The 21,997-nt window shown below is 68.9% G+C and carries 18 protein-coding genes and 1 pseudogene; 3 read left to right on the top strand and 16 right to left on the bottom strand.

Going from position 1 to position 21,997, the window contains the following annotated elements:
• Positions 1-44: 44 nt before the first annotated feature.
• A complete protein-coding gene (locus tag G6O69_RS41945) occupies positions 45-1,676 on the bottom strand; it encodes a DNRLRE domain-containing protein (protein WP_172302502.1) in 1,632 nt (543 codons plus the stop codon).
• A gap of 190 nt (positions 1,677-1,866) precedes the next feature.
• Between G6O69_RS41945 and G6O69_RS05655 the strand changes: the two genes are divergently transcribed.
• Positions 1,867-2,040, top strand: a complete 174-nt coding sequence (locus G6O69_RS05655; RefSeq protein WP_172302503.1) for a hypothetical protein — start codon at positions 1,867-1,869, stop codon at positions 2,038-2,040.
• A 392-nt stretch (positions 2,041-2,432) separates the two neighbouring features.
• Here G6O69_RS05655 and G6O69_RS05660 read toward each other — a convergent pair whose 3' ends face one another.
• The 3 genes and pseudogenes from G6O69_RS05660 to G6O69_RS05675 all read right to left on the bottom strand — a co-directional run bounded on the left by G6O69_RS05660 (position 2,433) and on the right by G6O69_RS05675 (position 5,921).
• On the bottom strand, positions 2,433-3,836 hold the full coding sequence (locus G6O69_RS05660; protein WP_172302504.1) for a cytochrome P450: 1,404 nt from the start codon (positions 3,834-3,836) through the stop codon (positions 2,433-2,435).
• Positions 3,837-4,095: 259 nt separating this feature from the next.
• A pseudogene (locus tag G6O69_RS05665) lies at positions 4,096-4,898 on the bottom strand (SDR family NAD(P)-dependent oxidoreductase).
• Positions 4,899-4,982: 84 nt separating this feature from the next.
• Positions 4,983-5,921 (bottom strand): AraC family transcriptional regulator, encoded by a 939-nt coding sequence (locus G6O69_RS05675; RefSeq protein ID WP_172302507.1) that lies wholly within the window; start codon positions 5,919-5,921, stop codon positions 4,983-4,985.
• A gap of 93 nt (positions 5,922-6,014) precedes the next feature.
• Between G6O69_RS05675 and G6O69_RS05680 the strand changes: the two genes are divergently transcribed.
• On the top strand, positions 6,015-6,809 hold the full coding sequence (locus tag G6O69_RS05680) for a BtpA/SgcQ family protein (RefSeq protein WP_172302508.1): 795 nt from the start codon (positions 6,015-6,017) through the stop codon (positions 6,807-6,809).
• A 17-nt stretch (positions 6,810-6,826) separates the two neighbouring features.
• On the opposite strand, the gene G6O69_RS05685 is transcribed toward G6O69_RS05680, so the two are convergent.
• The 5 genes from G6O69_RS05685 to G6O69_RS05705 form a co-directional block, all read right to left on the bottom strand.
• Entirely contained in the window at positions 6,827-7,564 is a 738-nt protein-coding gene (locus tag G6O69_RS05685; RefSeq protein WP_217909775.1) for a hypothetical protein, read from the bottom strand.
• Between the two features lie 214 nt (positions 7,565-7,778).
• Positions 7,779-8,504, bottom strand: a complete 726-nt coding sequence (locus tag G6O69_RS05690) for a hypothetical protein (protein WP_217909776.1) — start codon at positions 8,502-8,504, stop codon at positions 7,779-7,781.
• A 214-nt stretch (positions 8,505-8,718) separates the two neighbouring features.
• A complete protein-coding gene (locus G6O69_RS05695) occupies positions 8,719-9,468 on the bottom strand; it encodes a hypothetical protein (protein ID WP_217909777.1) in 750 nt (249 codons plus the stop codon).
• A 278-nt stretch (positions 9,469-9,746) separates the two neighbouring features.
• Positions 9,747-11,351 (bottom strand): hypothetical protein, encoded by a 1,605-nt coding sequence (locus G6O69_RS05700; RefSeq protein WP_172302512.1) that lies wholly within the window; start codon positions 11,349-11,351, stop codon positions 9,747-9,749.
• Between the two features lie 173 nt (positions 11,352-11,524).
• Positions 11,525-12,235 carry a hypothetical protein gene (locus G6O69_RS05705; RefSeq protein WP_172302513.1) on the bottom strand — a complete coding sequence of 237 codons (711 nt, stop codon included), beginning with the start codon at positions 12,233-12,235 and terminating at the stop codon, positions 11,525-11,527.
• Positions 12,236-12,455: 220 nt separating this feature from the next.
• On the opposite strand from G6O69_RS05705, the gene G6O69_RS05710 reads away from it, so the two are divergent.
• The gene (locus tag G6O69_RS05710) at positions 12,456-14,177 is read left to right on the top strand and encodes a ricin-type beta-trefoil lectin domain protein (RefSeq protein WP_172302514.1); all 1,722 of its coding nucleotides are present in this window, start codon (positions 12,456-12,458) and stop codon (positions 14,175-14,177) included.
• A 63-nt stretch (positions 14,178-14,240) separates the two neighbouring features.
• On the opposite strand, the gene G6O69_RS05715 is transcribed toward G6O69_RS05710, so the two are convergent.
• The 7 genes from G6O69_RS05715 to G6O69_RS05745 form a co-directional block, all read right to left on the bottom strand.
• Complete coding sequence (locus G6O69_RS05715) at positions 14,241-15,326, bottom strand: hypothetical protein (RefSeq protein WP_172302515.1); 1,086 nt, start codon at positions 15,324-15,326, stop codon at positions 14,241-14,243.
• Between the two features lie 21 nt (positions 15,327-15,347).
• Positions 15,348-16,337 carry a hypothetical protein gene (locus tag G6O69_RS05720; protein ID WP_172302516.1) on the bottom strand — a complete coding sequence of 330 codons (990 nt, stop codon included), beginning with the start codon at positions 16,335-16,337 and terminating at the stop codon, positions 15,348-15,350.
• 90 nt (positions 16,338-16,427) lie between these two features.
• Positions 16,428-17,768, bottom strand: a complete 1,341-nt coding sequence (locus tag G6O69_RS05725; RefSeq protein WP_172302517.1) for a hypothetical protein — start codon at positions 17,766-17,768, stop codon at positions 16,428-16,430.
• A gap of 107 nt (positions 17,769-17,875) precedes the next feature.
• Positions 17,876-18,610 (bottom strand): transglutaminase-like domain-containing protein, encoded by a 735-nt coding sequence (locus tag G6O69_RS05730; RefSeq protein WP_172302518.1) that lies wholly within the window; start codon positions 18,608-18,610, stop codon positions 17,876-17,878.
• A gap of 13 nt (positions 18,611-18,623) precedes the next feature.
• Positions 18,624-19,202 carry a peptide deformylase gene (gene def, locus G6O69_RS05735; protein WP_172302519.1) on the bottom strand — a complete coding sequence of 193 codons (579 nt, stop codon included), beginning with the start codon at positions 19,200-19,202 and terminating at the stop codon, positions 18,624-18,626.
• 76 nt (positions 19,203-19,278) lie between these two features.
• Positions 19,279-20,388, bottom strand: coding sequence for a 3-oxoacyl-ACP synthase III family protein (locus tag G6O69_RS05740; RefSeq protein ID WP_172302520.1), 1,110 nt, complete (start codon positions 20,386-20,388; stop codon positions 19,279-19,281).
• Positions 20,369-21,997, bottom strand: a complete 1,629-nt coding sequence (locus tag G6O69_RS05745) for a tryptophan halogenase family protein (RefSeq protein ID WP_172302521.1) — start codon at positions 21,995-21,997, stop codon at positions 20,369-20,371. Before G6O69_RS05745 ends, G6O69_RS05740 begins: the two co-directional genes overlap by 20 nt.

Raw genomic sequence — 21,997 nt, forward strand, 5'->3', positions numbered from 1 at the left:
TATAGTGCCCGCTGCGCCCGCCGCCCTCGGTGCTATCGGCGCTGTCAGTGGTAGACCACGGTCAGCTTGGGTCGCTCGCTCGCCGTCGTCGCCTCGCCGCTGTGGAAGTCCAGGCCGTTGGTGTTGTCCTCGTTGGCCAGCAAGATCCCGTAGTTGAGCGCGGGGAAGTCCAGCCAGGTCTGGACCAGGTCGGGGTTGAGCGACAAGGTGTGCGTGCCCGTGACCTCGGGCGCCCACAGAGCCACCGGGGTCGACTCGCGATCGAGCGCCCCGCTCGCCCCCGCCACCTGCCAGGCCAGCGCGCTGTCGTAGTGGTTCCAGGTCGCGTTCGCCTCGGACCACGCCCGCGACAGCGGGTACGCGTAGTAGCCGCTCGAGCCGGTCTTGTTGGTGACCTCCACGGTGACCGTGACCTCGTCGATCACGCTGCCCGAGGGGATCGCGCTCACGTCCCAGCGCAGCGCCTGCCACTTCTCGCTGCCGGCGTCCCCGTCGACCTGACAGGTGACCACGCTCCCCTTGGCGGTGTTGGGCTCGTTGGCCTTCAAGAAGGTGTCGCTCATCCCCGCGTAGGCCACGCTCGGCGCGACCCCGTTTTGAAAGCTGATCGTGCTCGTGGTCGGCGGCGTGCTCAAGGGCGCGAAGGCGTCCTCGATCGCCGCGATCCAGGTCTCGGGGTTGCGAAAGCCGGTCAGGTCGTTGTCGATGTCCTGCTCGATGTGGATGAAGCGCCCGGTGTAGCTGCTCGGGTTGGAGCCGCAGACCAGGGACTCGTCGCCCAAATTGATGTAGCGCCCCTCCACGTTCTCGGCCCCGTTCTTGCCGCAGCTCGGCGTGTCTCCGGGGTTGACCACGGTCCAGCTCGGCTGCTCCGAGAGCAGCGAAGACTTGAGATCGATGATCGAGTCGCCGGTCTGCGGCGCGCTCCCGGAGCCATGCGTGATGTAGACGTCGACTCCGTTGCAGCCGCTATTGCTGTCCTCTGCGTCCATGCCGTGGAACTGGATCGCCGTATGCGCGATCGAGGCCGCGCTGAAGTAGTCGTCGAGCTCGACGACCGCCGGGAAGAACAGGGTGTCGGTGGCGTGGGCCACGTCCGACTCGTGCTCGTCGGTCTGGCACGCGCTGGAGTCCTCGTCGTTGGCCTCGCGGTGCGAGCCCGCCATCAAGAAGGTGTGCGCGCCGACCCCCGCGAAGATCGCCGCGCCCTCGATGTTGGTGTCGTTGTCCGCGAGCGGGTGCGGGATGTCGACGCTCAAGTAGCGCTCCGGCTCGGGGTTGACGATCAGCGTGCCCCACCCGTAGTCGACCGCGCCGTCCTCGTCACCGTCGAGGGCCTCCATGGCCACGCAGTACTCTTCGCCGGTGTAATTGTCGTAAAACGCGAACACCTCGTAGACGCCCACCAGCGCGCTGGGCACGGTGATCGTGTCGCAGTCGCCGATCTCGTCCATCGCCGCGAGATCGTTGACCAGCGTGCGCCAGTCGGTCTCGGCGTCGGTGATCGTGCTCGGCAGCACGTAGCCGTCGGAGTCCTTGGTCGGCATGTGATCGCTGATGCAGACGACCAGCTCTCCGAGGCTGAAGGCCTCGTCCTCGCAGACGTCGACCACGTCGATCGCCGCGTGGGCGTCTCCGGCCCAGGCGAGCGAGACGATCCCGAGGCCCGCGCCCACCCACTTTGCATAGCCATGTCCTGATTTCGTGTTCATTGTCGTACTTCCCCCCGCGAGGCCCATTGCGATCGGCCTGGCGTCTTCACCATCGCTAGACTCGGGAGGCCGACGATCGATCCCTGCGCCCGAGGACTTTTCTCTACTTCTCTCTACTTCGTCCGCGTCGGATCCCGCTCGACCGCGGCATGCCATGCCCTCGATCCTCGACGCGATCCAGGACTATGTGCTGAGCGACGAGGAGATCGCGCAGATCCAGGCGCGCACACTGGTCTTCGACGCCGAGGCCGAGCAGTTCCACGTCCAGCCGGGCGCGACGGCGTTCTTCACCCACCGCCTCTTCGACTGGCTCGATCAAAACCTCTAGTGTGCGCGGCAGAGGACTTGAAGGGTCCCAGGCGCCGGACCGCCGGTTGCTGACGAGGCGCGAGGAGGGAGTTTGTCGGGCACAAATGACTGACGAGCAACGAAGTCAGCGGCCGGTGCTCCAAGCCTGGGGCCCTTCAAGTCCTCTGCCGCGCACACTAGTGCGCCAGCAAGAAAATGGGCAGCGAGGTTCCCCTCGCTGCCCTGCTTCTTGCCCGCTGACTCGGACTGCTAGGAGCCCGTGGTGGAACCCAGCGCGGCTCCTGGCGCAGGGATTTTTGTCGAGGGCGCGAAGCCAAAACGCTGCTGTACCGGGCGTACTGCAAGTTTTGGCGACAAAGCCCTCGGCGAAAAGACCAAGCCAGGTGTCGTGTTGGGTTTCACCACGGGCTCCTAGGCCGCCACGATCGTCGACTTGCGACGTCGGCGGTAGCTCAGCCGGCAGGGCTGACGCGGGCCGACGAGCAGCCGCGAGTAGTCGGGCTCGTAGATGTCGCCGCGCACGATCTCGAAGTCGAAGTTGCGCAGCAGGTGGCTCCACAGCGCGCGCAGCTGGAGCTGGGCGAACACGATGCCCATGCAGCGGTGACGGCCGGCGCCGAAGGGGATCCAGCCCATCGGGTGCTTCTTGTCGACGTTGTTCGGGTCGAGGAAGCGCGTGGGGTCGAACTTGGTCGGGTTCGGGAAGATCTCCTCGATGTAGTGCGAGACCGCCGGGGCGCCGAAGATCATCGTGCCACGCGGGAAGTCGTAGCCGCCGAACTCGAAGTCGTTGACCACCTTGCGCATCATCAAGATGATCGGCGGGTACATGCGCAGGACCTCCTTGACGGTGGCCTCGAGCTTGGGCATCGCGCGCAGGTCCTCGAGGGTCAGCTCGTCGCGCCCGCCGAGCACGTGCTCTTGCTCGGCGCGCAGCTCGGCGACCCACTCGGGGTGCTGGGCCAGGAGCACGCCGGTCCACGAGAAGGTCACGCCGCTGGTGTGGTGGCCGGCGAACATGATCGTCAGCAGCAGCCCGGTGATCTCCTGCTCGCTGAGCTTGCGGCCGTCCTTGTAGCTGGCGTCCATCAGGCTCTGGAGCATGTCGTCGCCGACGTAGCCGCTGGACTTGCGGTCATCGACGATCTTGGTGATCAGCTCGACCATGCGCTCGCGGGCCCGGTCGCGGCGGCGGAAGGCCGGGGTCGGGAGGTTCGGGGCCAAGAAGGCCAGCACCGAGAGCCCGTCCTCCATGTCGTGATAGAGCTCGGCGAACTCCCCGGACAGCTTGTCGCGGAAGGGCTTGCCGAGCAGCGAGCGGCTCGAGGTGTAGATCGTCAGCTCGTTGCCGACGTCGTACATGTCGACCATGCCGAAGTCGTCCCAGCCCTCGAAGTACTCGTTGGCCTCCTCGATGAAGCCGTTGGCGTAGGTCCGCATCCGAGCCTCGCGCAGGGCCTCGTGGAAGAAGCCGAGTTGCTCCTTCATGATCGGCTGGGGCGCGTCGTAGGCGATCTTCTTGCCGAAGATCGGGGTCATCATCTGGTAGGCCTCGGCCTGGCTGATGTCCTCGTCGCTGAGCCGGAAGAACTTCTCCTGGGCCTTGGTCCCGGACATCAAGATCGCGTCGGCGCCGGGCAGCGAGAGCGTGCACAGGTCACCGTAGAGCTCGCGGGCCCGGTTCAGCAGGCGCACGGGGTTCTTGTTGAACTCGAGGCCGTGACCGACGATCGGCAGGCCACCCTCGAGGCGCGGGGGCAGCTTGGGCGCGGAGGGGCGAGGGCGGGAATCGTTCGGGATAATCGTCCGGGACATGGATCTGAGGGCCTCCGGAGCAGACCGTACCCGCGAGCCAGGGGGGCCCAAAGTGGCCGAGATCACCCGTGGTCGGGCTCACGCGGGCGCCGGGGCGCTCTCTGGTGTCTCGCGCACCAGGCGCCTGAGCGCAGCGACCCCCCTCCTCGCCCTGGGGCCAGCTCGCCGCTCCCCCCGAGCCCGCTGCCCCGAGCCCTGGGAAGACACTCGTGAGCAAAGCGAGGGCGCAGAGTCTGCTGCGCTCGCGTTGGGACCGACCTCAGCTCGGCACCTCGGGAGCCGCCAGCTCCAGCGCGAGCTTGTGCTTCACGCCGGCGAGGATCCTGCCCTCCATGAAGCGCGGGGACCAGGCCGCGAGGCGCAAGAGCAGGTCGTAGACGGGGCTCCCCGAAGCGCGCGGGGCCCCGCGATCGATGGCCCGGACCAGGCGCCCGGCCACGTAGTCCACCGGCAGGCTCACGACCCCGCGAAACTCGGTCTGCTCGCCCTGCTCGGTCTGGGTGTGGGGCGCGACGAAGACCGTCATGCGCACGCCCAGCGGCCCGACCTCCCCGCGCAGGGAGTGGGTGAAGGCCTCGACTGCGGCCTTGGTCGCCGCGTAGTTGGCCAGGGTCGGAGTCGCGACCGCGGCCAGCAAGGATGAGACGTTGACGATCGAGCCCGAGCCGCGCGCGATCATCGAGGGCAGCACCGCCCGCGTCGCTCGCAGGATCCCCACGTAGTTGAGCTCCAGCTCGCTGCGTCGGGCTGCGACGGGCTGAGCCAAGAAGGGGGTCTGATCCGCCGAGCCGGCGTTGTTGACGAGCACGTCGACGGGACCTTTCGCCAGCACCTGGGCGACGCCCTGCTCGACGCTGGCGTCATCGCGCAGATCCATCACCACGATCTCGGCCTCGCCCCCGCCGCGATGATGGCGTCGCGGGTCTCGACGAGCGCGTCTCGGCCGCGCGCCGCGAGCACGACCCTGTGCCCCGCCGCCGCGAGCTGCCGCGCCGCCTCGCGGCCGATGCCCTTGGATCCGCCAGTGATCAAAATACGCTTGTGTGACGACAGGATGCCCATGACCCCGCCACCATGTCCGAGCGACGCCCCGGTCCGCCTCTCCTCGGCTGCTCGACGCTTCTCCCATCCTGCGCTCCGCGTGGATCAGCCCGAAGCCGCGTCACGCGGGCGCACGCGAAACCAGATCTCGAAGCGCACCTGACCGCCCTCGGGGAAATCGCCGATGTAGTGATCGTAGGGCGTGAAGTCGGCGGGCGAGACGCTGCTGCGGCGAAACCAGCACGAGTAGATGCTGCGGTAGGCGTCGGCGACCTCGGACACGGCGCCCTGATAGGAGAACACCGCGTAGCGCCCCGCCGGCATCGCCCCGGCGAAGAGCGGCTCGGGCACGGCCGCCCCCGCCTCGCAGGGGACACAGGCGTGGTAGCGGCAACGATCGAGCCCGCTCAGGTGCGGGCTGTCGTGGGGGATGCCCCAGGCGTCGACCTCGCCGTGGCACAGGCCCAGCTGCGTGGCCCGAGCGATGAGCTCGACCCAGGTGCGCTCGAGGGCCCCGAGGTCGTAGCCCTCGGGCGCGGCGAGGCAGGCCAGGGGCTGCTCGGCTCGCGTCTCGAAGCGCACGCGCTCACGCCAGCGCGCGAGCTCGCGCTCGAGATCTTCTTCCGAGGGCTCGGGCGGCAGCGTGAACAGCTCGGCGGGCACGAAGGCCCTGTGAAAGCGCTGCGTGAGCCGGCCGACCTCGATGGGCAGCGGCGAGCCCGAGCGCAGGTGCGTGGGGCTACAGCCAAAGTATCCCGTGAAGGCCTTGGTGAAATTCGAGCTCGACGAGTAGCCCGAGCTCAGCGCCACCTCGGTCACCGAGCGCGCGGGCTCGTAGGCCAAGCGCAGCGCCGCCATCTCGAGGCGCCGGCGGGTGACGTAGCGAGCCACGGACTCGCCGACGACGTCGTGAAACACCCGATGGAAGTGGAACTCGCTCATGTGCGCGACGCGGGCGATCTGCGCCACGGTCAGCCGCTCGTCGAGGTGCTCTGCCACGAAGCGAAGCGCGCGCTCGAGCGCCGGTCGAGGGCGATCGTCCATGTCGAACAATCTACGCCAGGTGCGGCGCGCCCTCGCTGAAGTTTTGGGCGTCGCCCACACACACGCCCTGTCCAAGTGTGGCAGCCTCGACCCATGATCCCCCGCGGCTTGATCGGCGTCGTTCACCTCCCCGGCCTGCCTGGTGACCCCGGCGCGGGCGCGGCCACCTTCAGCGACGCCTACGACCACGCCCACGCCGACGCCGAGGCTCTCGTCGCTGGCGGCGTCGCCGGGCTGATCGTCGAGAACTTTGGCTCCGCCCCCTTCGTCAAGGGCTGCGCCGGGGATCGCCTGCCTCCCTGGCAGGCGGCAGCCTTGGCCCTGGTCACCCGCGAGTGCCGGGCTCTGGGTGTCCCCGTGGGCGTCAACTGCCTGCGCAACGACGCCCACACGGCCATGGGCATCGCCGCCGCCTGCGAGCTCGATTTCATCCGCGTCAACGTGCACAGCGGGGCCTACGTCACCGATCAGGGCGTGATCGAAGGTGAGGCCGCCGCGACCTTGCGCCTGCGCCGGCTGCTCGGCGTGGACGAGCGCGTGGCGATCCTCGCCGACGTCCTCGTCAAGCACGCCGCCCCCCTCGCCCCGCTCACGCCCGAGGCCGCGACCCGCGACTGCCTCGATCGTGGCCACGCCGACGCCGTGATCGTCAGCGGCAGCGGCACCGGCGAGCCCGTCGACGCAGAGCTCCTCGAACGCGTGCGCAAGGCCGCGAGCGGTCGCCCCGTGCTCATCGGCTCGGGGCTCACCCCCGGCAACGCGCCGCGGCTGCGACCCCTGGCCGAGGCCGCGATCGTCGGGACCTGGCTCAAGGTGGGTGGGCGCGTGCACGCCCCCGTCGACCCCGAGCGCGTGAAGCGGATGGTCGCGGCCTGGGCCGGCGACTGAGAAAGATTCACAGACTCTCAGTCCCCGAGCAGCTCGGCCACGCTGTCGACCACGGCCAGCCGCCCGGCCCACGCCTCCAGCTCTTCCGCCGACGCCGCCTCCAGCCGTGCCCACTGGCCCGCATCCGGGACCAGGCCGCGCTGAGACAGCATCATCCCCAAGACACGCAGCATTCCCTCTTTTCGGCCTTCTTGCCGGCCTTCCTGTCGGCCAGCCAAGAACGTCCCGCACCTTCGCTCCAATTGACTCACTTGCATTTGTTCCTCCACGGGCATCCCGCCCAAGATCATCTTTCGGTGCTCCTCCGGGAGCGCCGCCAGCACCGTCGCAGTATAGCGCTGTCGTAATTTCTCCGGCTGCCCCCGCGCGACCGCCAAGGCCGTCACCGCCGCCTCCAGATCCCCATGGTGCCCGTGCACTGCGCCCGACAAGATCGCGTCAACAGGCTGTTTCAGCCCCTCTGAGACCGATTTCACCCGCGGCACACTTCGCCGGTCGAAGACGTAGGGCTGAACCTTCAGCGCCGTCCCCAGCGCCCAGCCGGCCAGCTTTCGGGACACTCGGTCCTCCAGACTGACCACGCCGAGGTGCACGGGGAGATCGTGACGATCCACGACCAGCCCCAAGTAAGACGCGATCCGTCGCTGCTTCTCGGGGTCGTGATCGAGCTGAACCTCGACGACGATCGCGGCCCCGTTGGCCTTGTCCGCCGGGTCATCGTGCACCAGCAGCAGATCCAGGTTCCGCGGCAGCATCCTCAAGACCCGCTCCGCGTCTGCATGAAAGGCCGCGTGACGGTCCACAAGCCGCCCTGGATCCCGGGTCAAGATCCGGCCGTCGATCCCCCGGACCAAGCGCACCACCAGCCCGGGGTCCTGATGAAAGAGTGAGACCAGCCCTTCGTGAAGTGTACTGAGCATTGCGAGGATCTCTTCGGCCCCCGCAGCCCTCGCGTGCAGACTTTTTCTCTCAGTCTCCGAGCAGCTCGGCCACGCTGTCGACCACGGCCAGCCGTCCGGCCCACGCCTCCAGCTCTTCCGCCGACGCCGCCTCCAGCCGTGCCCACTGGCCCCCATCCGGGACCAGGCCGCGCTGAGACAGCATCATCCCCAAGACACGCAGCATTCCCTCTTTTCGGCCTTCCTGTCGGCCAGCCAAGAACGTCCCGCACCTTCGCTCCAATTGACTCACTTGCATTTGTTCCTCCACGGGCATCCCGCCCAAGATCATCTTTCGGTGCTCCTCCGGGAGCGCCGCCAGCACCGTCGCAGTATAGCGCTGTCGTAATTTCTCCGGCTGCCCCCGCGCGACCGCCAAGGCCGTCACCGCCGCCTCCAGATCCCCATGGTGCCCGTGCACTGCGCCCGACAAGATCGCGTCAACAGGCTGTTTCAGCCCCTCTGAGACCGATTTCACCCGCGGCACACTTCGCCGGTCGAAGACGTAGGGCTGAACCTTCAGCGCCGTCCCCAGCGCCCAGCCGGCCAGCTTTCGGGACACTCGGTCCTCCAGACTGACCACGCCGAGGTGCACGGGGAGATCGTGACGATCCACGACCAGCCCCAAGTAAGACGCGATCCGTCGCTGCTTCTCGGGGTCGTGATCGAGCTGAACCTCGACGACGATCGCGGCCCCGTTGGCCTTGTCCGCCGGGTCATCGTGCACCAGCAGCAGATCCAGGTTCCGCGGCAGCATCCTCAAGACCCGCTCCGCGTCTGCATGAAAGGCCGCGTGGCGGTCCACCAGCCGCCCTGGCTCCCGGGTCAAGATCCGACCGTCGATCCCCCGGACCAAGCGCACCACCAGCCCGGGGTCTTGATGAAAGAGTGAGACCAGCCCTTCGTGAAGTGTACTGAGCATTGCGAGGATCTCTTCGGCCCCCGCAGCCCTCGCGTGCAGACTTTTTCTCTCAGTCCCCGAGCAGCTCGGCCACGCTGTCGACCACGGCCAGCCGCCCGGCCCACGCCTCCAGCTCTTCCGCCGACGCCGCCTCCAGCCGTGCCCACTGGCCCGCATCCGGGACCAGGCCGCGCTGAGACAGCATCATCCCCAAGACGCGCAGCATTCCCTCTTTTCGGCCTTCTTGCCGGCCTTCCTGTCGGCCTTCCTGTCGGCCAGCCAAGAACGTCCCGCACCTTCGCTCCAATTGACTCACTTGCATTTGTTCCTCCACGGGCATCCCGCCCAAGATCATCTTTCGGTGCTCCTCCGGGAGCGCCGCCAGCACCGTCGCAGTATAGCGCTGTCGTAATTTCTCCGGCTGCCCCCGCGCGACCGCCAAGGCCGTCATCGCCGCCTCCAGATCCCCATGGTGCCCGTGCACTGCGCCCGACAAGATCGCGTCAACAGGCTGTTTCAGCCCCTCTGAGACCGATTTCACCCGCGGCACACTTCGCCGGTCGAAGACGTAGGGCTGAACCTTCAGCGCCGTCCCCAGCGCCCAGCCGGCCAGCTTTCGGGACACTCGGTCCTCCAGACTGACCACGCCGAGGTGCACGGGGAGATCGTGACGATCCACGACCAGCCCCAAGTAAGACGCGATCCGTCGCTGCTTCTCGGGGTCGTGATCGAGCTGAACCTCGACGACGATCGCGGCCCCGTTGGCCTTGTCCGCCGGGTCATCGTGCACCAGCAGCAGATCCAGGTTCCGCGGCAGCATCCTCAAGACCCGCTCCGCGTCTGCATGAAAGGCCGCGTGACGGTCCACCAGCCGCCCTGGCTCCCGGGTCAAGATCCGACCGTCGATCCCCCGGACCAGTCGCACGACCAGCCCGGGGTCTTGATGAAAGAGTGAGACCAGCCCTTCGTGAAGTGTACTGAGCATTGCGAGGATCTCTTCGGCCCCCGCAGCCCTCGCGTGCAGACTTTTTCTCAACCTCCGAGTAGCCGGCCACGCTGCCGGCCACCGACGGCCGGCCTACCCCACGCAGCCGGACCTCAGCCCTCGGTCTCCGATTCGTCTCCGCTCGCGCTCTCCGACTCTCCCTCGATCCCCGACTCGTCCCCCGCTGCGCTCCCCTGCCCGTGCTTCGCCCGATTGGGCTTCGGCGCATGGGCCGGATCCTCCGCGGCGTTTTCTGCGACGTCCTCGGGCGTCTTCGGCTCCTGCTCGGGCGCCTTCGCGTCCTCCTCCGACCCCACCTGTCCGGCCTCGGCCTCGGCCTTGGCCAGCGCCTCCGAGGGCGTCAGCTTCCCGCCCTCGCGCAGCGCCCACATCCGCTCGCGCTCGGCCTTGGCCGCCTCCGCCTCCTTCTTGGAGTAGCGCATGGCCTTGCCAAACTCCTTGGCGATCATCTGCAAGACGATCCTCGCCGCGACCTCGTTGAACTGGTGGCGGAGCACCAGGGTCTCGCCCTCGACCTCCACCTTCGTGTCCGAGATGATCCCCCCGGCCACGTCCCAGGCCCCAAGCTTGCGCAGGTCGGCCTCGAGCTTCTCTTCCCAGTACTGCTTCGCCCCCTCGGCGTGGGCGCTCTCGAGGAAGTCGAGCTTGATGACCAGCTCCGGGGACTTGGCGGCCTCCCACATCAGCTCGGCGCGGCTGGGGATCTCGATCGGGAAGCCCTCCGGCGCCCGGACCATGCTGCGGATGTCCTCGAGCACCACCTGCACCCCCGCCTTGGGCTCGGCGTAGGTGTAGCGGCGCATCTTGCCGATGTTGGCCACGAAGTTGGCCGAGGTCTTGCCCTTGCTCGCGTCGGGGCCGGCGGCGACCTGCTCGACGAAGGCCTCGCGCACATAGATCGCCACCTCGTCCCCGGGGACGAGCACGAACTGGCGATCGTCGCGGCTGCGCTCCTCGAGGTCGGGATCCTCGTAGTGCGGGTCCCCAATCCACGCCTGACGCTTGCCCTCGCCCTGGCTGCGCCAGTCGACGCTCATCCCCCGCCGCGCGCTGGCGCGGTCGATGGCCGCGCGCATCTCGTCGTGGCCAAAGCCGTACTGCACCGCCACGAAGGCCTGGGTCTGGTCCGTGGCGTCGGGGCTGCCCATGACGATGAAGTCGAAGTCCTCCCACACGTCGAAGCCGGCCTCGTCGACGAGCAGTTGGAAGTCCGAGAGCGGAGCCATGATCTCGGTGGCCGCGTCGCGGAAGGGCAGCTTCTTGACGCGCTTGTTGGCCAGCATCAAGGTCCACGTCGCGTTGGGCGGGACCATGGCCGTGATCTTGGAGCGGCGCTCGCCGAACTTGGGCTTGGGTTCGGGCTCCGGCTCGGGCTCGGGCTCGGGGGCGGCCTCCTCGGCCTGGGGATCCTCGGGCAGCGGCGTGGGCGGGGGCGCGGCCTCCTCCTCGGCGGGGGGATCCGGCGTCTCGGGCTCGGGCTGCTCGGGCTCCGGCTCGCCCTGGGCCGCGTCGGGCTCGATCTCCTTGGCCTCGAAGTCGATGAAGTCGATCTCGTAGGTGGGCAGCTCGTCGTCGACCTCGCTGAGCTCGGGCAAGGTCTCGCGGACCTCCACGGCCCACACGAAGGCCGCCACGAAGAGGCCGTGGGCGACGATGGAGAGGGCCCCCGAGAGGCCGTATCGGGTCGACTCGCGCAAGGAACGCCTGCGAGTCTAGCACCACCCCAGCGCCGGGACCCTGTGGACCCTGCGGGGCGCGGTGGGGGTCACGGAGGAACGCCCCAGGTTGAATCTTTTGGCCCGCCCCACGTGCCCGACACCGAGGCTGTCCGCAGACCCCGCTCGCGCGCTCGGGGCCCGCGGGTCTGCCCTCACTCCCGGGCGGCCCGCTGCGCTCGCTCGGCCCGCATGCGCCGAGTCCTGGGCGTCGCAATCGTGAAGCTCAGGCCGCCGTCGACCACGAACCATCCCAACCTCGTGAGCTCCCGATTGGCGATCAGGTAGCCCCCGGAGCTCACGTAGATGTGGGCAACTTCGGCGATCGAGAATTGCAGCCCCGCCATCGCGGTGGTCGTCGAGGTCACGGGGATCTCCTCGGCCACGCTGACTTGGGTGCGCAGGCGCAGCCAAGGGGAGAACCACGCCAGCTTTCCGCCGAGGCCGACCCCGAGATAGCCGCCGCCCGCGGGGCGGCGAAAGTCGGCCGCGTCGTCGTCGCAGCCCTCGTCATCGCAGCGCCGACCGCCCACGCCGGCCCCCGCTCCGCCCTCGAGATCGAGGGTCAGGGCGAAGCGCCTACCGTCCGGATGGAGCGGCGTATAGCGAGCGCCGGCCCAGCCGATCGCACGCTCGCCCTCGGCGACCTCGGCCCCCGCCTCGACCGAGACCTTCTGCGTGATCCCGTAGCCCAGGCTCGGACCGCCGGAGAGCGCGAGCCCATACAGGTCGACGCCACCGCCAGCCTCGACCATACCCGCGTCCATGCGCCCGGGCGCGCCGTACTGACCCATGCGCACCGGGGGCGCCACGCTGACGCAGCCGCTGGCAAACATCACGATCGCCGTCGAGAGTGCCGCAGCCAATGAGTTGGTGAATCCTCGCATCACCGATGAGAACCCGGACGCGGCGTCGAGCTTTCAGGAGACCCCAGCCAAGGTGCGCCTTTTCCGTGGCACAGCGGGTCGAATTTACCAGTTCTGTGGCTCTCGGTGCGGCCCGCGAGGCCATCTCGTTTTTTTTCATGCACACGCAATCCCTCCAAGCCGCTCCCGGCACTGCTCGGTGCTCCCCAGGAACAAGGTCATGCGACAAGACAAGATCAAGCCCCTCATCACGCTCTCCACCCTCCTCCTCGGCGCGGCCTTGCCCGCCTGCGACGGCGAGAGCCTCGACGACGAGCTCCTCGAGCAGGACCCCGCGGACCAGATCGAGGAGGTCGAGTACATCTCCGGGGTCCCCGACGAGGAGGCGGCACACAGCGAGGAGACCCCCGAGGGCGTGCGCGCCCCCGCGGCCCCCATCCACCTCACCCCGCTCACCGAGGGTATCGACGAGATCGAGTCCCCGACCGCCGACGCCAAGCCGCGCCTCAACGACGGCACTTCGACCACAGACTTCACCCCCGTCGTCCGCATCGAATCCAGCGCGAACACGACCTGCACCGCGACCGCGATCGCCGACGATCTGCTGGTCACCGCCGCGCACTGTCTCAAGTCGGGCGACAACGTCTTCGACTGGATCAAAGTCCGCGAAGGCAACGGCGACAACGATGACGCCGAGGGCAAGTACTCGAGCCACTTCATCATGTCGGAGGACATCTACGACAACTACACGATCGAAGATAGCGCCTACTCCGACTACTACTCCCGCGACATCGCGTTCGTGAAGTTTGGCAAGGGCACCTTCGCCTCGACCTACCCGCTCGGCTCGATCGCCAACAACAGCGATCTCAACGGCGACGATGTGATCCTGATCGGCTTCGGCGGCAACGACACCAAGCACTACGGCGCCGAGACGGTCACGAGCGTCGTCACCTACTCCGGCAACACAGACTACAAGTACGCGACGACCGACAACAAAAACAGCATCGCCAACGTCGAAAGTGGCGATTCGGGCGGGCCCATGCTCCGCGCCTCGGGCGACAGCTACGAGGTCGTCGGCGTGCTCTACGGGCACAGCGATACCAGCAGCTCCCACGCAGTGATCACCGACCACGTCAACGACCACGTCAGCCCGGTGATCGGCGACGGCCTCGACGACTACTGCGCCGAGACCTTCCAGCACGCCGACTTCGACGGCTGGGGCATGTCCTTTTGCCACACCAGTAGGATCGACGCGATCTTCTCCGCCGACAGCGACTTCTCCGACACCTACAAGATCGAGTCGCACTACAAGTTCAGCAAGTGGAACAACGAGCTCAGCAGCCTGCTGATGCCCAACGCGGACATGATCATCACCTTCTACAAGGACAGCGACTGGACCGACGACGCCGTCACCTTCAACAACATCATGCCCTGGGGCGCCTCTTCGTCCGCGTCCTACTTCGGCGACTACGGCATGAACGACAAGATCTCGTCCATGTCCATGTACTCGACCAGCTCCGGCCTGTCCAAGAGCTGGCACATCCGCGGGGCCGAGCACGGCAAGTGCTTCGACACCGGGGGGAGCACAGCCGAGGAGACGGACATCGAGCAGCGCGACTGCAACGAGGACGACGACGATCAGCTGTTCGAGTTCGTCGAGGAGGGCAGCTACCACATGATCGAGCACGTGGCCTCGGGCATGTGTCTGCACCGCTCGAGCACCACCTTGCAGCTGCGCAGCTGCGACACCAGCAAGAACCGCCAGCTCTTCACCTTCGCCGACAACACCTCGAGCGACGCCTCCAACGACTTCCAGATCCGCAACCGGGGCGGTGGCAACTGCGTGACCGCGTCGTCGAGCGACGACGGAGGCAAGACCTTCACCATCGAGACCTGCGACAGCAGCGAGGGTCGGCAAGACTTCGCCCTGCTCTACCTGTGAACGAACCTGACTCGTGAATGATGGCCGGCGGCCGGGGACCCCCTCCCCCGGCCGCCGGCTGCGCTACTTGCCCTTGCCGGAGTTCTTGGCCTGCTCCATGGCGATCTCGCGGATCGCCTCGAAGGATGTCGAGTTCGACGAGCCCTCGATGGCCTTGACGGCCAGGTCCTGGGCCTGGCTGATCGCCGTGTCGAGCTGCTGGCTCAGGCCCCCGATCTGCGCGGCCTGCTTGGCCAGGGTCTCCTCAAGCGAGGCGATGCGCAGCTCGTAGACCCGGGTCTTGCCGGCCGCGTCCTTCTTGGCCAGCTCGGCGGCGACCTTGGTCTCGCGCCGGGCGACGCCCATGCCCTCGCCCTCGCCGCGCTTGCGGGCCTCGGCGAGCGCCTCGTCGAGGCCCTCGCAGGTCTGCTCGAGCTCGGCGAGCTCGGCCTCGCGCTCGCTCACCGCCTGCTCGCGGGCGTCCCACTCGGCCTGCTTGGTCTCGCGCAGCTCGGCGAGCTCGGCCGCGAAGGCCTTGGCCGCCTGCTCGCGCTCGTCTCGCTCGCGCTTGCGGGCCTGGTCGAGGTCGTAGGCGTAGGTCTCGGCCTCGCGCGTCCGCGACTTGTCGAGCTCGGCCGCCTGCCCGGCGAGCTCGGCCTCGTGGGCGGCCTTCTCCTTGGCCCAGGCCTCGCGCTTGGCGGCCAGCGCCTTGTCGGCGGCCTCGGACTTGCTCGACAGCTCCTGCTTGGCGGCCTCCGCCGTCGCCTCGTAGTCGGCGATCAGCTTGGCGAGGGCGCCCTCGCCGACCTCGACGGCGTAGAGCTCGGTCAGCCGCTTGGTCAGGGTCTCGACGCGCTCGTGGATGCTGCTCAAGGTCACGGCCTCGGCGCTGAGGTTGCGCTGGAGGCCGGAGGTGTAGTCACCCAGGCGGCCGCCGACGGCCGTGAGCTGGGCCGAGAGGCTGGCGCCCGCGGGACTGGCCGCGGCCTGGGGCGCCGCGCCTTCGCCCGCGCCCGCGTCCGGGGCCGCCGGCAGGGCCTTGGGCTTGGCCTTGAGCGCCGCGTTGTACTGCTTCTCGAGCGCCCGGTAGGCGGAAGAGAGCTCCTCGTAGGCCGAGAAGATCACCGCCTTGGTGTCGCGCTTGCTGATGTCTTTGATGGGGCTGGACATGGTCGTGCTCCTCCGCGCTCGCTACTTCTTCTTCTCGGCGCGCGGACCCTCGAGGGCCTGACTCGCCAGCTTCTGCGCCTGGGCGAGGGCGTCGCGCAGACGCCCGGACAGCCCCTCGATCTCCGCGCCCTGATCGGCGATGCGCTGCTCGAGGGTCTCGATCTTGAGCTCGAAGACCTCGACGTTGCTCGCGGTCTCGCGGGCGAGGAGGTCGGCCTCGTGATCCGCGTCGCGCTTGACGCTGGCGATCGCCTTGGCCCGGGCCTCGCTCTCGGCCTGCTCGAGCGCGGTCTCGATCCCCTCGACCTTGGCGCGCATCGCCGTGATGTCCTCGGCGCGGGCGTCGAGGGCGGCCTCGCGCGCGCTCCAGTCCTTTTGCTTGCTGGCCGCGGACTCGGCCAGCTCGCGCTCGAGGGCGAGCTTTTGCCCGGCCTGCTCGTCGGCGCGCAGCTTGTCCTCGCGGGCGAGGGCGTAGCTGTGCTCCTCCGCGGCCTGCGAGCGCTGCTTGTCGCGCTCGGCCACGAAGGCCTTGGCCGCCTCCTCGCGCTCGCTCGCCGCGCGGGCCCAGTCCTCGCGCTGCTCGGCGATCTCCTCGTCGAGCTCGGCCAGGTTGTCGGCGCTGCCGCGCTCGAGCTCGGCGAGCTTGCGCGCGTGATCTTGCTTGAGCAGGGCCAGGGCCTCGGCCGCGACGCTGAGGTTCTCGAGCTCGACCAGGTGGCGGCTCTCGATCTCGATCGCGCGCTTGAGCTCGACGACCTTGCGGGCCTCGTCGTCCATGCGCTCGGCCAGAGACTCGAGGCTCGACGAGAACTCGAGCTGGAGCTCGGCCAGGCCCTTGACGATGTTCTCGACGGTATAGGTCGAGGCGCTCTCGACCACTTCGCGCTCGCGGGCGCGCTCGGCCACCTCGGCCTTGGTCTCGATCTGACTGGCTTGGTGGCGATGGGCGCGAAGCAGCGAGGTGAACGATTTCTCGATCTCCTCGCGGGACTTGAGTTCAGCTGTGCTCATTCGATCGTGGGCTCCTATCGATGCGGAGCCAGAGCATAGAGCAATCGTCGCGCGCTCAGCGGACTTTTTTGCCGACCTCGAACACCCGCCTCACTCGCAGGCCTCCTGGGCCAGGCGCCCATACTCGATGTGGGTGATCGGGTGGCTGCCCACGAAGCTCTCGCTGGGCAGGACCTCCCAGCTCAGGCCGTCTTCGCTGCGATAGAAGTCCTGGGCCGCGTACCAGACCTTCCAGCCGCTGCGCACGGACACATGGGTGCCCGTCTCCTCGCTGCGTGCCACGGGGCCCAGGCTGAAGTTGTGGCCTTCGGGCAGGCCGGAGATCTCGAGCGCCGTGCCCGTCCAGCTCGCCCCGTCGACGCTGATCCAGCGCTGGCCGGCGCCCCAGCTCATGAATTGCTCGCCGTCGAAGACCACGTCCGCCCCACCGGCGAAGTCGACGAGCTCGAAGCTCGCGCCCTCGTCGACGCTGCGACAGGCCTTGTCGCCGAAGACCACGACGATCGCCCCGTTGCCGCCGGCCACCCCCGCGAAGCTGCCCCCGCAGGCCCAGCTGTTCGTGGGCCGCGTCCAGCTCTGGCCGTCGTCGCTGCTGATCATCAGGTCCGTGTTCTCGCCCGAGGACGCCCCGGCCACGAACACGCCGCCGCCGACCTCGGCGAAGCCCATGGTCCTGGCGTTCCAGATCACCTCGTCGTTCTCGTTGCGGAAGTCCGCCTCGCCGCCGTCGACCCAGGTGATCCCGTCGGCCGAGACCCTGGGCGTCCGGCTGCCCGCGATGAACGTCCCGTTGCCAAAGGCGATCCCCGCCTGGGTGGTGTCGGGGTAGCCGACCGCCCAGCTCGCCCCGTCGGCGCTGTACTTGAGCGCGCCTTTTGGGCCCCAGCCCCACGCCGCCGCGAACACGCCCTGACCCGCCGCCAGGCCGGTGCTCGCCCCCGGGCTGTGGTCGCAGTCGCAGCTGTCCTGCATCTCGCAGGCCGCGTCATCGACGTCCCAGAAGCTGCACGGACCGTCGAAGCAGACCACCGACTGGACGGCGTCGCAGGCCTCCGAGGCGCCCTCGGAGTCGTAGGCACGCTCGTGGATCCACGTCTGCCCGTCGTCGCAGGACATCGTGCTGCGCCCGAACTTGCCCTGGGCCACGAACACCGACACCAGGCCGTCGCCCCCGGTGGTCTCGGCGCTGTCCTCGGTCTCGCCGCTGTCCTCGGTCTCGTCTTGTCCGCCCGTATCCGTCGAGCTCGTGCCCACCTCCTCCTCGCCCGTCTGCGTGCCCGTGCCCGCCCCCGTGTCGCCACTGCCCTCCTCCTCGCTGCCCGTCTCGGCCCCGGCCTCGCCGTCTTCGCTCGCCTCGCTCGGGCACCCACAAAGCGGCGCGAGCAAGAGCGCGGCCAGGCCCGCCGCGGGGGCGCCTCGCCTCGAGTTCATCACAACAGTCATGGCAATCATCATCGCGGCGCAAGCTAGCACGGCCGCGCACTTCACTCACCGCGAACGACCCCTCCTGTAATGATCGAACTTTCGCTCACAGACTCTCAGTTCAGCAGGTGGCGACGACCAGGCTGCTCGGCCAGTAGCTCGCGGATCCGCGCCACGTCGGGGTGGAGTACGGCGAGCAACTCGAGAGTATCCGCGACCCGCTCGCGCTCGCCGGCGCGGGCGTAGTGGCGGCGCAGGTTCTCGAGCATGCGGGTCAGCACCATCCGCGAGGGGCAGGGCACCAGGGTCGATCGCAGCCGCGCGGACTCGGCCTCGACGGTCTGGCCGACCACGCTGGAGAAGAGCTCGGCGAGGTCCTCGAGGTCGAGGCGACGGCCCCCGCGGAAGGGGTCCCATACCTTGGGCGCGTCGGACTCGAGCTCGAGGCCGACGAGGAAGTGGCCCGGAAAGGACACGCCGTGGAGCTCGACCCCGCAGCGCTCGCACAGGTGCATGGCCAGCACCGAGAGGCTGATCGGCAGGCCGAGGCGACGCTCGAGCACCCGATCCATCAGGCTGTTGCGCGGATCTTCGTAGTCCTCGACGTTGCCGACGAAGTGGTGGCGATGCATGAAGGCGAGCACGGACTCGGTGACCTCCACCGGCCCGCCGCGGCCGCGGCAGTTGTCGAGCGCGGCCTCCTCGAGTTCGTGGCGGGCGGCCTTGACCTCGGCCCAGACGTCGCCGTCTTGGAGCGCGGACGAGTAGAGCATCGCGGCGTCGAAGAGCGGGACGATGGCGTCCGCGGGGCCCACGATGGTGGCGAAGTGCTCGAGCAGATCGATGCGCATGACGGCGACTCGCTCAGCTGCCAAAGCGCGCGACCAGGGCCTCGACCCGGGCGCGGAACTCGGCCTCGCGGTGGCGGCGGAAGCTCTCCCAGGTGCACAGGCTGGTCGGCTCTTCGACGCGATCGACGAAGAGCTTGCCGAAGAGGTGGTCGACCTCGTGCTGGTAGGTCCCGGCGCTCACGCCCTGGGCCTCGAAGTCCAGGGGCTGGCCGTGGCGGTCGAGAGCGCGGACGCGCAGCCGCGCGTGACGGCGGACCTCGCCGCGCAAGTTGGGCACGGACAGGCAGCCCTCGTAGTTCACGAAGGTCTCGTCGCCGATCGCCTCGAGCTTGGGGTTGACCAGGATCGTGAGCGGGATCTTGGGCTTGTAGGGGTAGCGGGGGTTTTGATCGACCTCGAGCGCGCAGATCTGCAGCGGCTCGAACACCTGGTTGGCGGCCAGGCCGGCCCCGTTGGCGTGGCGCATGGTCGCAATCAGGTCGTCGATGAAGCCCTGGATCCCCGGGGTGTTCAGCTCGTCGGGCTCGACCTCGCGGGCGACCTGACGGAGGACCGGCTCACCGATCTGGGCGATGGCGCGGATGGTGGCCATGCCCGAGTGTAAAGCGCTTCTGCTCGGGCCCCGAATCCGGCCCGCTCGCGGACAACGCGCGAGCGGCTAGGCGCGGCTACGAATAGCTCACTTTGGCCGGGACAGGTCCCAGACCGACCTCGCCCCAGCGCAGGATCATGGCCGCCGCGGACGACACGCTCCCCGGGCCGTAGACCAGCACCCGCGCCCCCGGAGCGATCTTCTCGGTGACCGCGGCGTAGTGCAGGTTGATCGGCGTCAGGGCCGGGCCGACGTTGGCGTAGTGCTGGTAGCAGTTCGCGGCCCGCTGCGGGTCGACGCCGAGGGCGGCGCAGGCGAAGTCGCGAAACCAGGCCGTCGGGGTGTGGAAGACGAAGAAGTCGATGTCACCGAGCGCGAGGCCGGCGCGCTCGAGGGCGCCCTCGCAGCAGCGCCGCAGGTGCTTCTCCACGGTCCCGCGCATGAGCTTGCCCGTGTCCGGGTGCGCGCGCATGACCCGGGCCGGCGCGCCGGCGTCGTCGAGCTCGAGCTGGTAGTACCAGCTCCCGCAGGTGTCGGCGGTGTGCATGCTGTAGCTCGACAGGTGCTCCGCCCCCGGGCCCTCGCTGGCGATCACGAAGGCCCCGGCGCCGTCGCCCAGGAACCACGACAAGGTGTCGTCCTCGCGGGCGAAGCGGGTGTAGGCGCAAGACACGGTGACCAGCACGCGCGCGTACTCGCCAGCGCGGACCAGCGCGAAGGCGTTTTGCAGCGCGTTGAGCGGGCCGGCGCAGGCCGACTCGAGGTTCCAGGCCGCCCCGCGCAGGCCGAGCTCGCGGGCGACGTAGACGGCGTTGCCGATGCCCACGTGGTGGGGCAGGAAGCCCACGCTGATCAGCAGGTCGATGTCCGCGGGCGCGAGCCCGGCGCGGGCGATGGCCTCGCGCCCGGCGGCGACCTCGAGGCCGATGCTCGTCTCGTCCCCGCTCAGGCTCCGGCGCTCGACGACGCCGCGGAAGGGGTCGTCGATGTAGGGCAGGATCGACGCGTCGATCTTGGCCATCTCGGGCCGGCTCTCGGCGTTGGTCATGATCCGGTCGAGGCTGCCCCGCTCCGGGCGGCGGACGAGCTCGGGGTGGCGCTCGGCGAGCTCGGCGTTGGTTCGTACCCGCTCGGGCACGGCCACGGCCAGGCTGCGCAGGGCGACCTCACGCAGTGAGGCGGTCATCGTCGCCCTCCTCTCCCTCGTGCAGGCCGCGGACGTAGTCGGCGTGGGCCGGGAGCTCGCGCAGCTGGGCCCGGGTGCGCTCGGCGAGCTCCCTGAAGATCTCGGCGCCCGTGCCCGCGGCGAAGTGGTCGAGGATCGGCGGGCCGTACTCGGGCAGGCGCCCCATGCCCGCGAGGATCGCCATGTAGCTGCGCGCGCGAAACAGGCGAAAGTGCAGGTTGTCGTCGGGCAGCACGCCCACGCGGTAGGCCTCGAGGGTCTCGGCGAGCGAGTCGGGGATCGGCAGCTCATCGCGGACCCGCCGCCAAAAGGGCGTGTCACCGCGCGAGGTCGTGCAGTAGTGCATCACGATGAAGTCGCGCAGGTGGTCATACATCTCGGCGACCACCTGGTTGTAGCGACGCAGCCGCGCAGGGGCGAAGCGCTTGGAGGGGAAGAGGTTGACGAGGTGGGCGAGCTGATACTCGACCGAGAAGATCGCCGTGGACTCGAGCGGCTCCAAGAAGGCGCTCGACAGGCCCACGGCCACGCAGTTGCGGACCCAGGCGTTGCGGCAGCGACCGATCCGCATGCGGATGTGGTTGGCCTGCTCGCCGGCGCCCGGGCCGATCAGCGCGCGCAGCTCGGCCTCGGCGGCCTCGGGCTCGAGGTGCTCGCTCGAGTAGACGTAGCCGCAGCCGTAGCGGTGGTAGAGGGGCACGCGCCACGACCACCCGGCGCTCAGCGCCGTGGCCTGGGTGTAGGGCGGGACGCCGGCGCTGCGATCGTAGCTGGCGGGGATGGCCACGGCGCGATCACAGGCGAGGTAGCGAGCGTCGCTCTCGAAGGGCTCGCCGAGGGCGCCGTTGATCAGCAGGCCGCGAAAGCCCGAGCAGTCGACGTAGAAGTCCGCGCGCAGGCGCTCGCCCGACTCGGTCCGCAGCTCGTCGATGAAGCCGCGCGCGTCGAGCTCGACGGCGGCGATGTGCTCGATGCGGCGCTCGACCCCGCGCGCGCAGGCGAGCTCGCACAGCATCTCGGCGAACAGCCCGGCGTCGAGGTGATAGGCGTACTGCAAGGTCCGCGAGCCCGGCAGCCGCGCCGGGCCAAAGCGCTGGGCGTCGCACAGCGCGGGGATCGTCGAGCAGGCCCGGTCGAAGCGCCGGGCGCTCTCGCCCAGCCCCTCGCCCAGTCCCTCAACCAGTCCAGCGCCAGCCCCCTGCGCCCACAGCTGGGCCGTGGAGAAGCCCTCGCCAATGAAGGGGAAGTGGCCGCGGCCAAAGGGCTGCGCGAGCGCCTCGGGGCGGTCGAAGAAGGGGTGAAAGAACTCGTCGGGCTCGGCGCCCTCATCGCCCTGACCGCCCCTGGCCCAGCCGACGTACTTGATCGCGGCCTTGAAGGTGGCGTTGCAGCGGCGCATGAACGCGCGCTCGTCGATGCCCAAAAAGCGCAGGGTCTCGACCATGGTCGGGACCGTGGCCTCGCCGACGCCGACGCGGCCGACGCTCGAGGACTCGACCAAGGTGATGCGTACACCCTCGCCCAGCGCGCGCTGGAGGTAGGCCGCGCTCATCCACCCGGCCGTCCCTCCGCCGACGATCAGGATGCTCTTCATGCGCACTTCGTCCAT

It is taken from the genome of Pseudenhygromyxa sp. WMMC2535, from assembly GCF_011083025.2.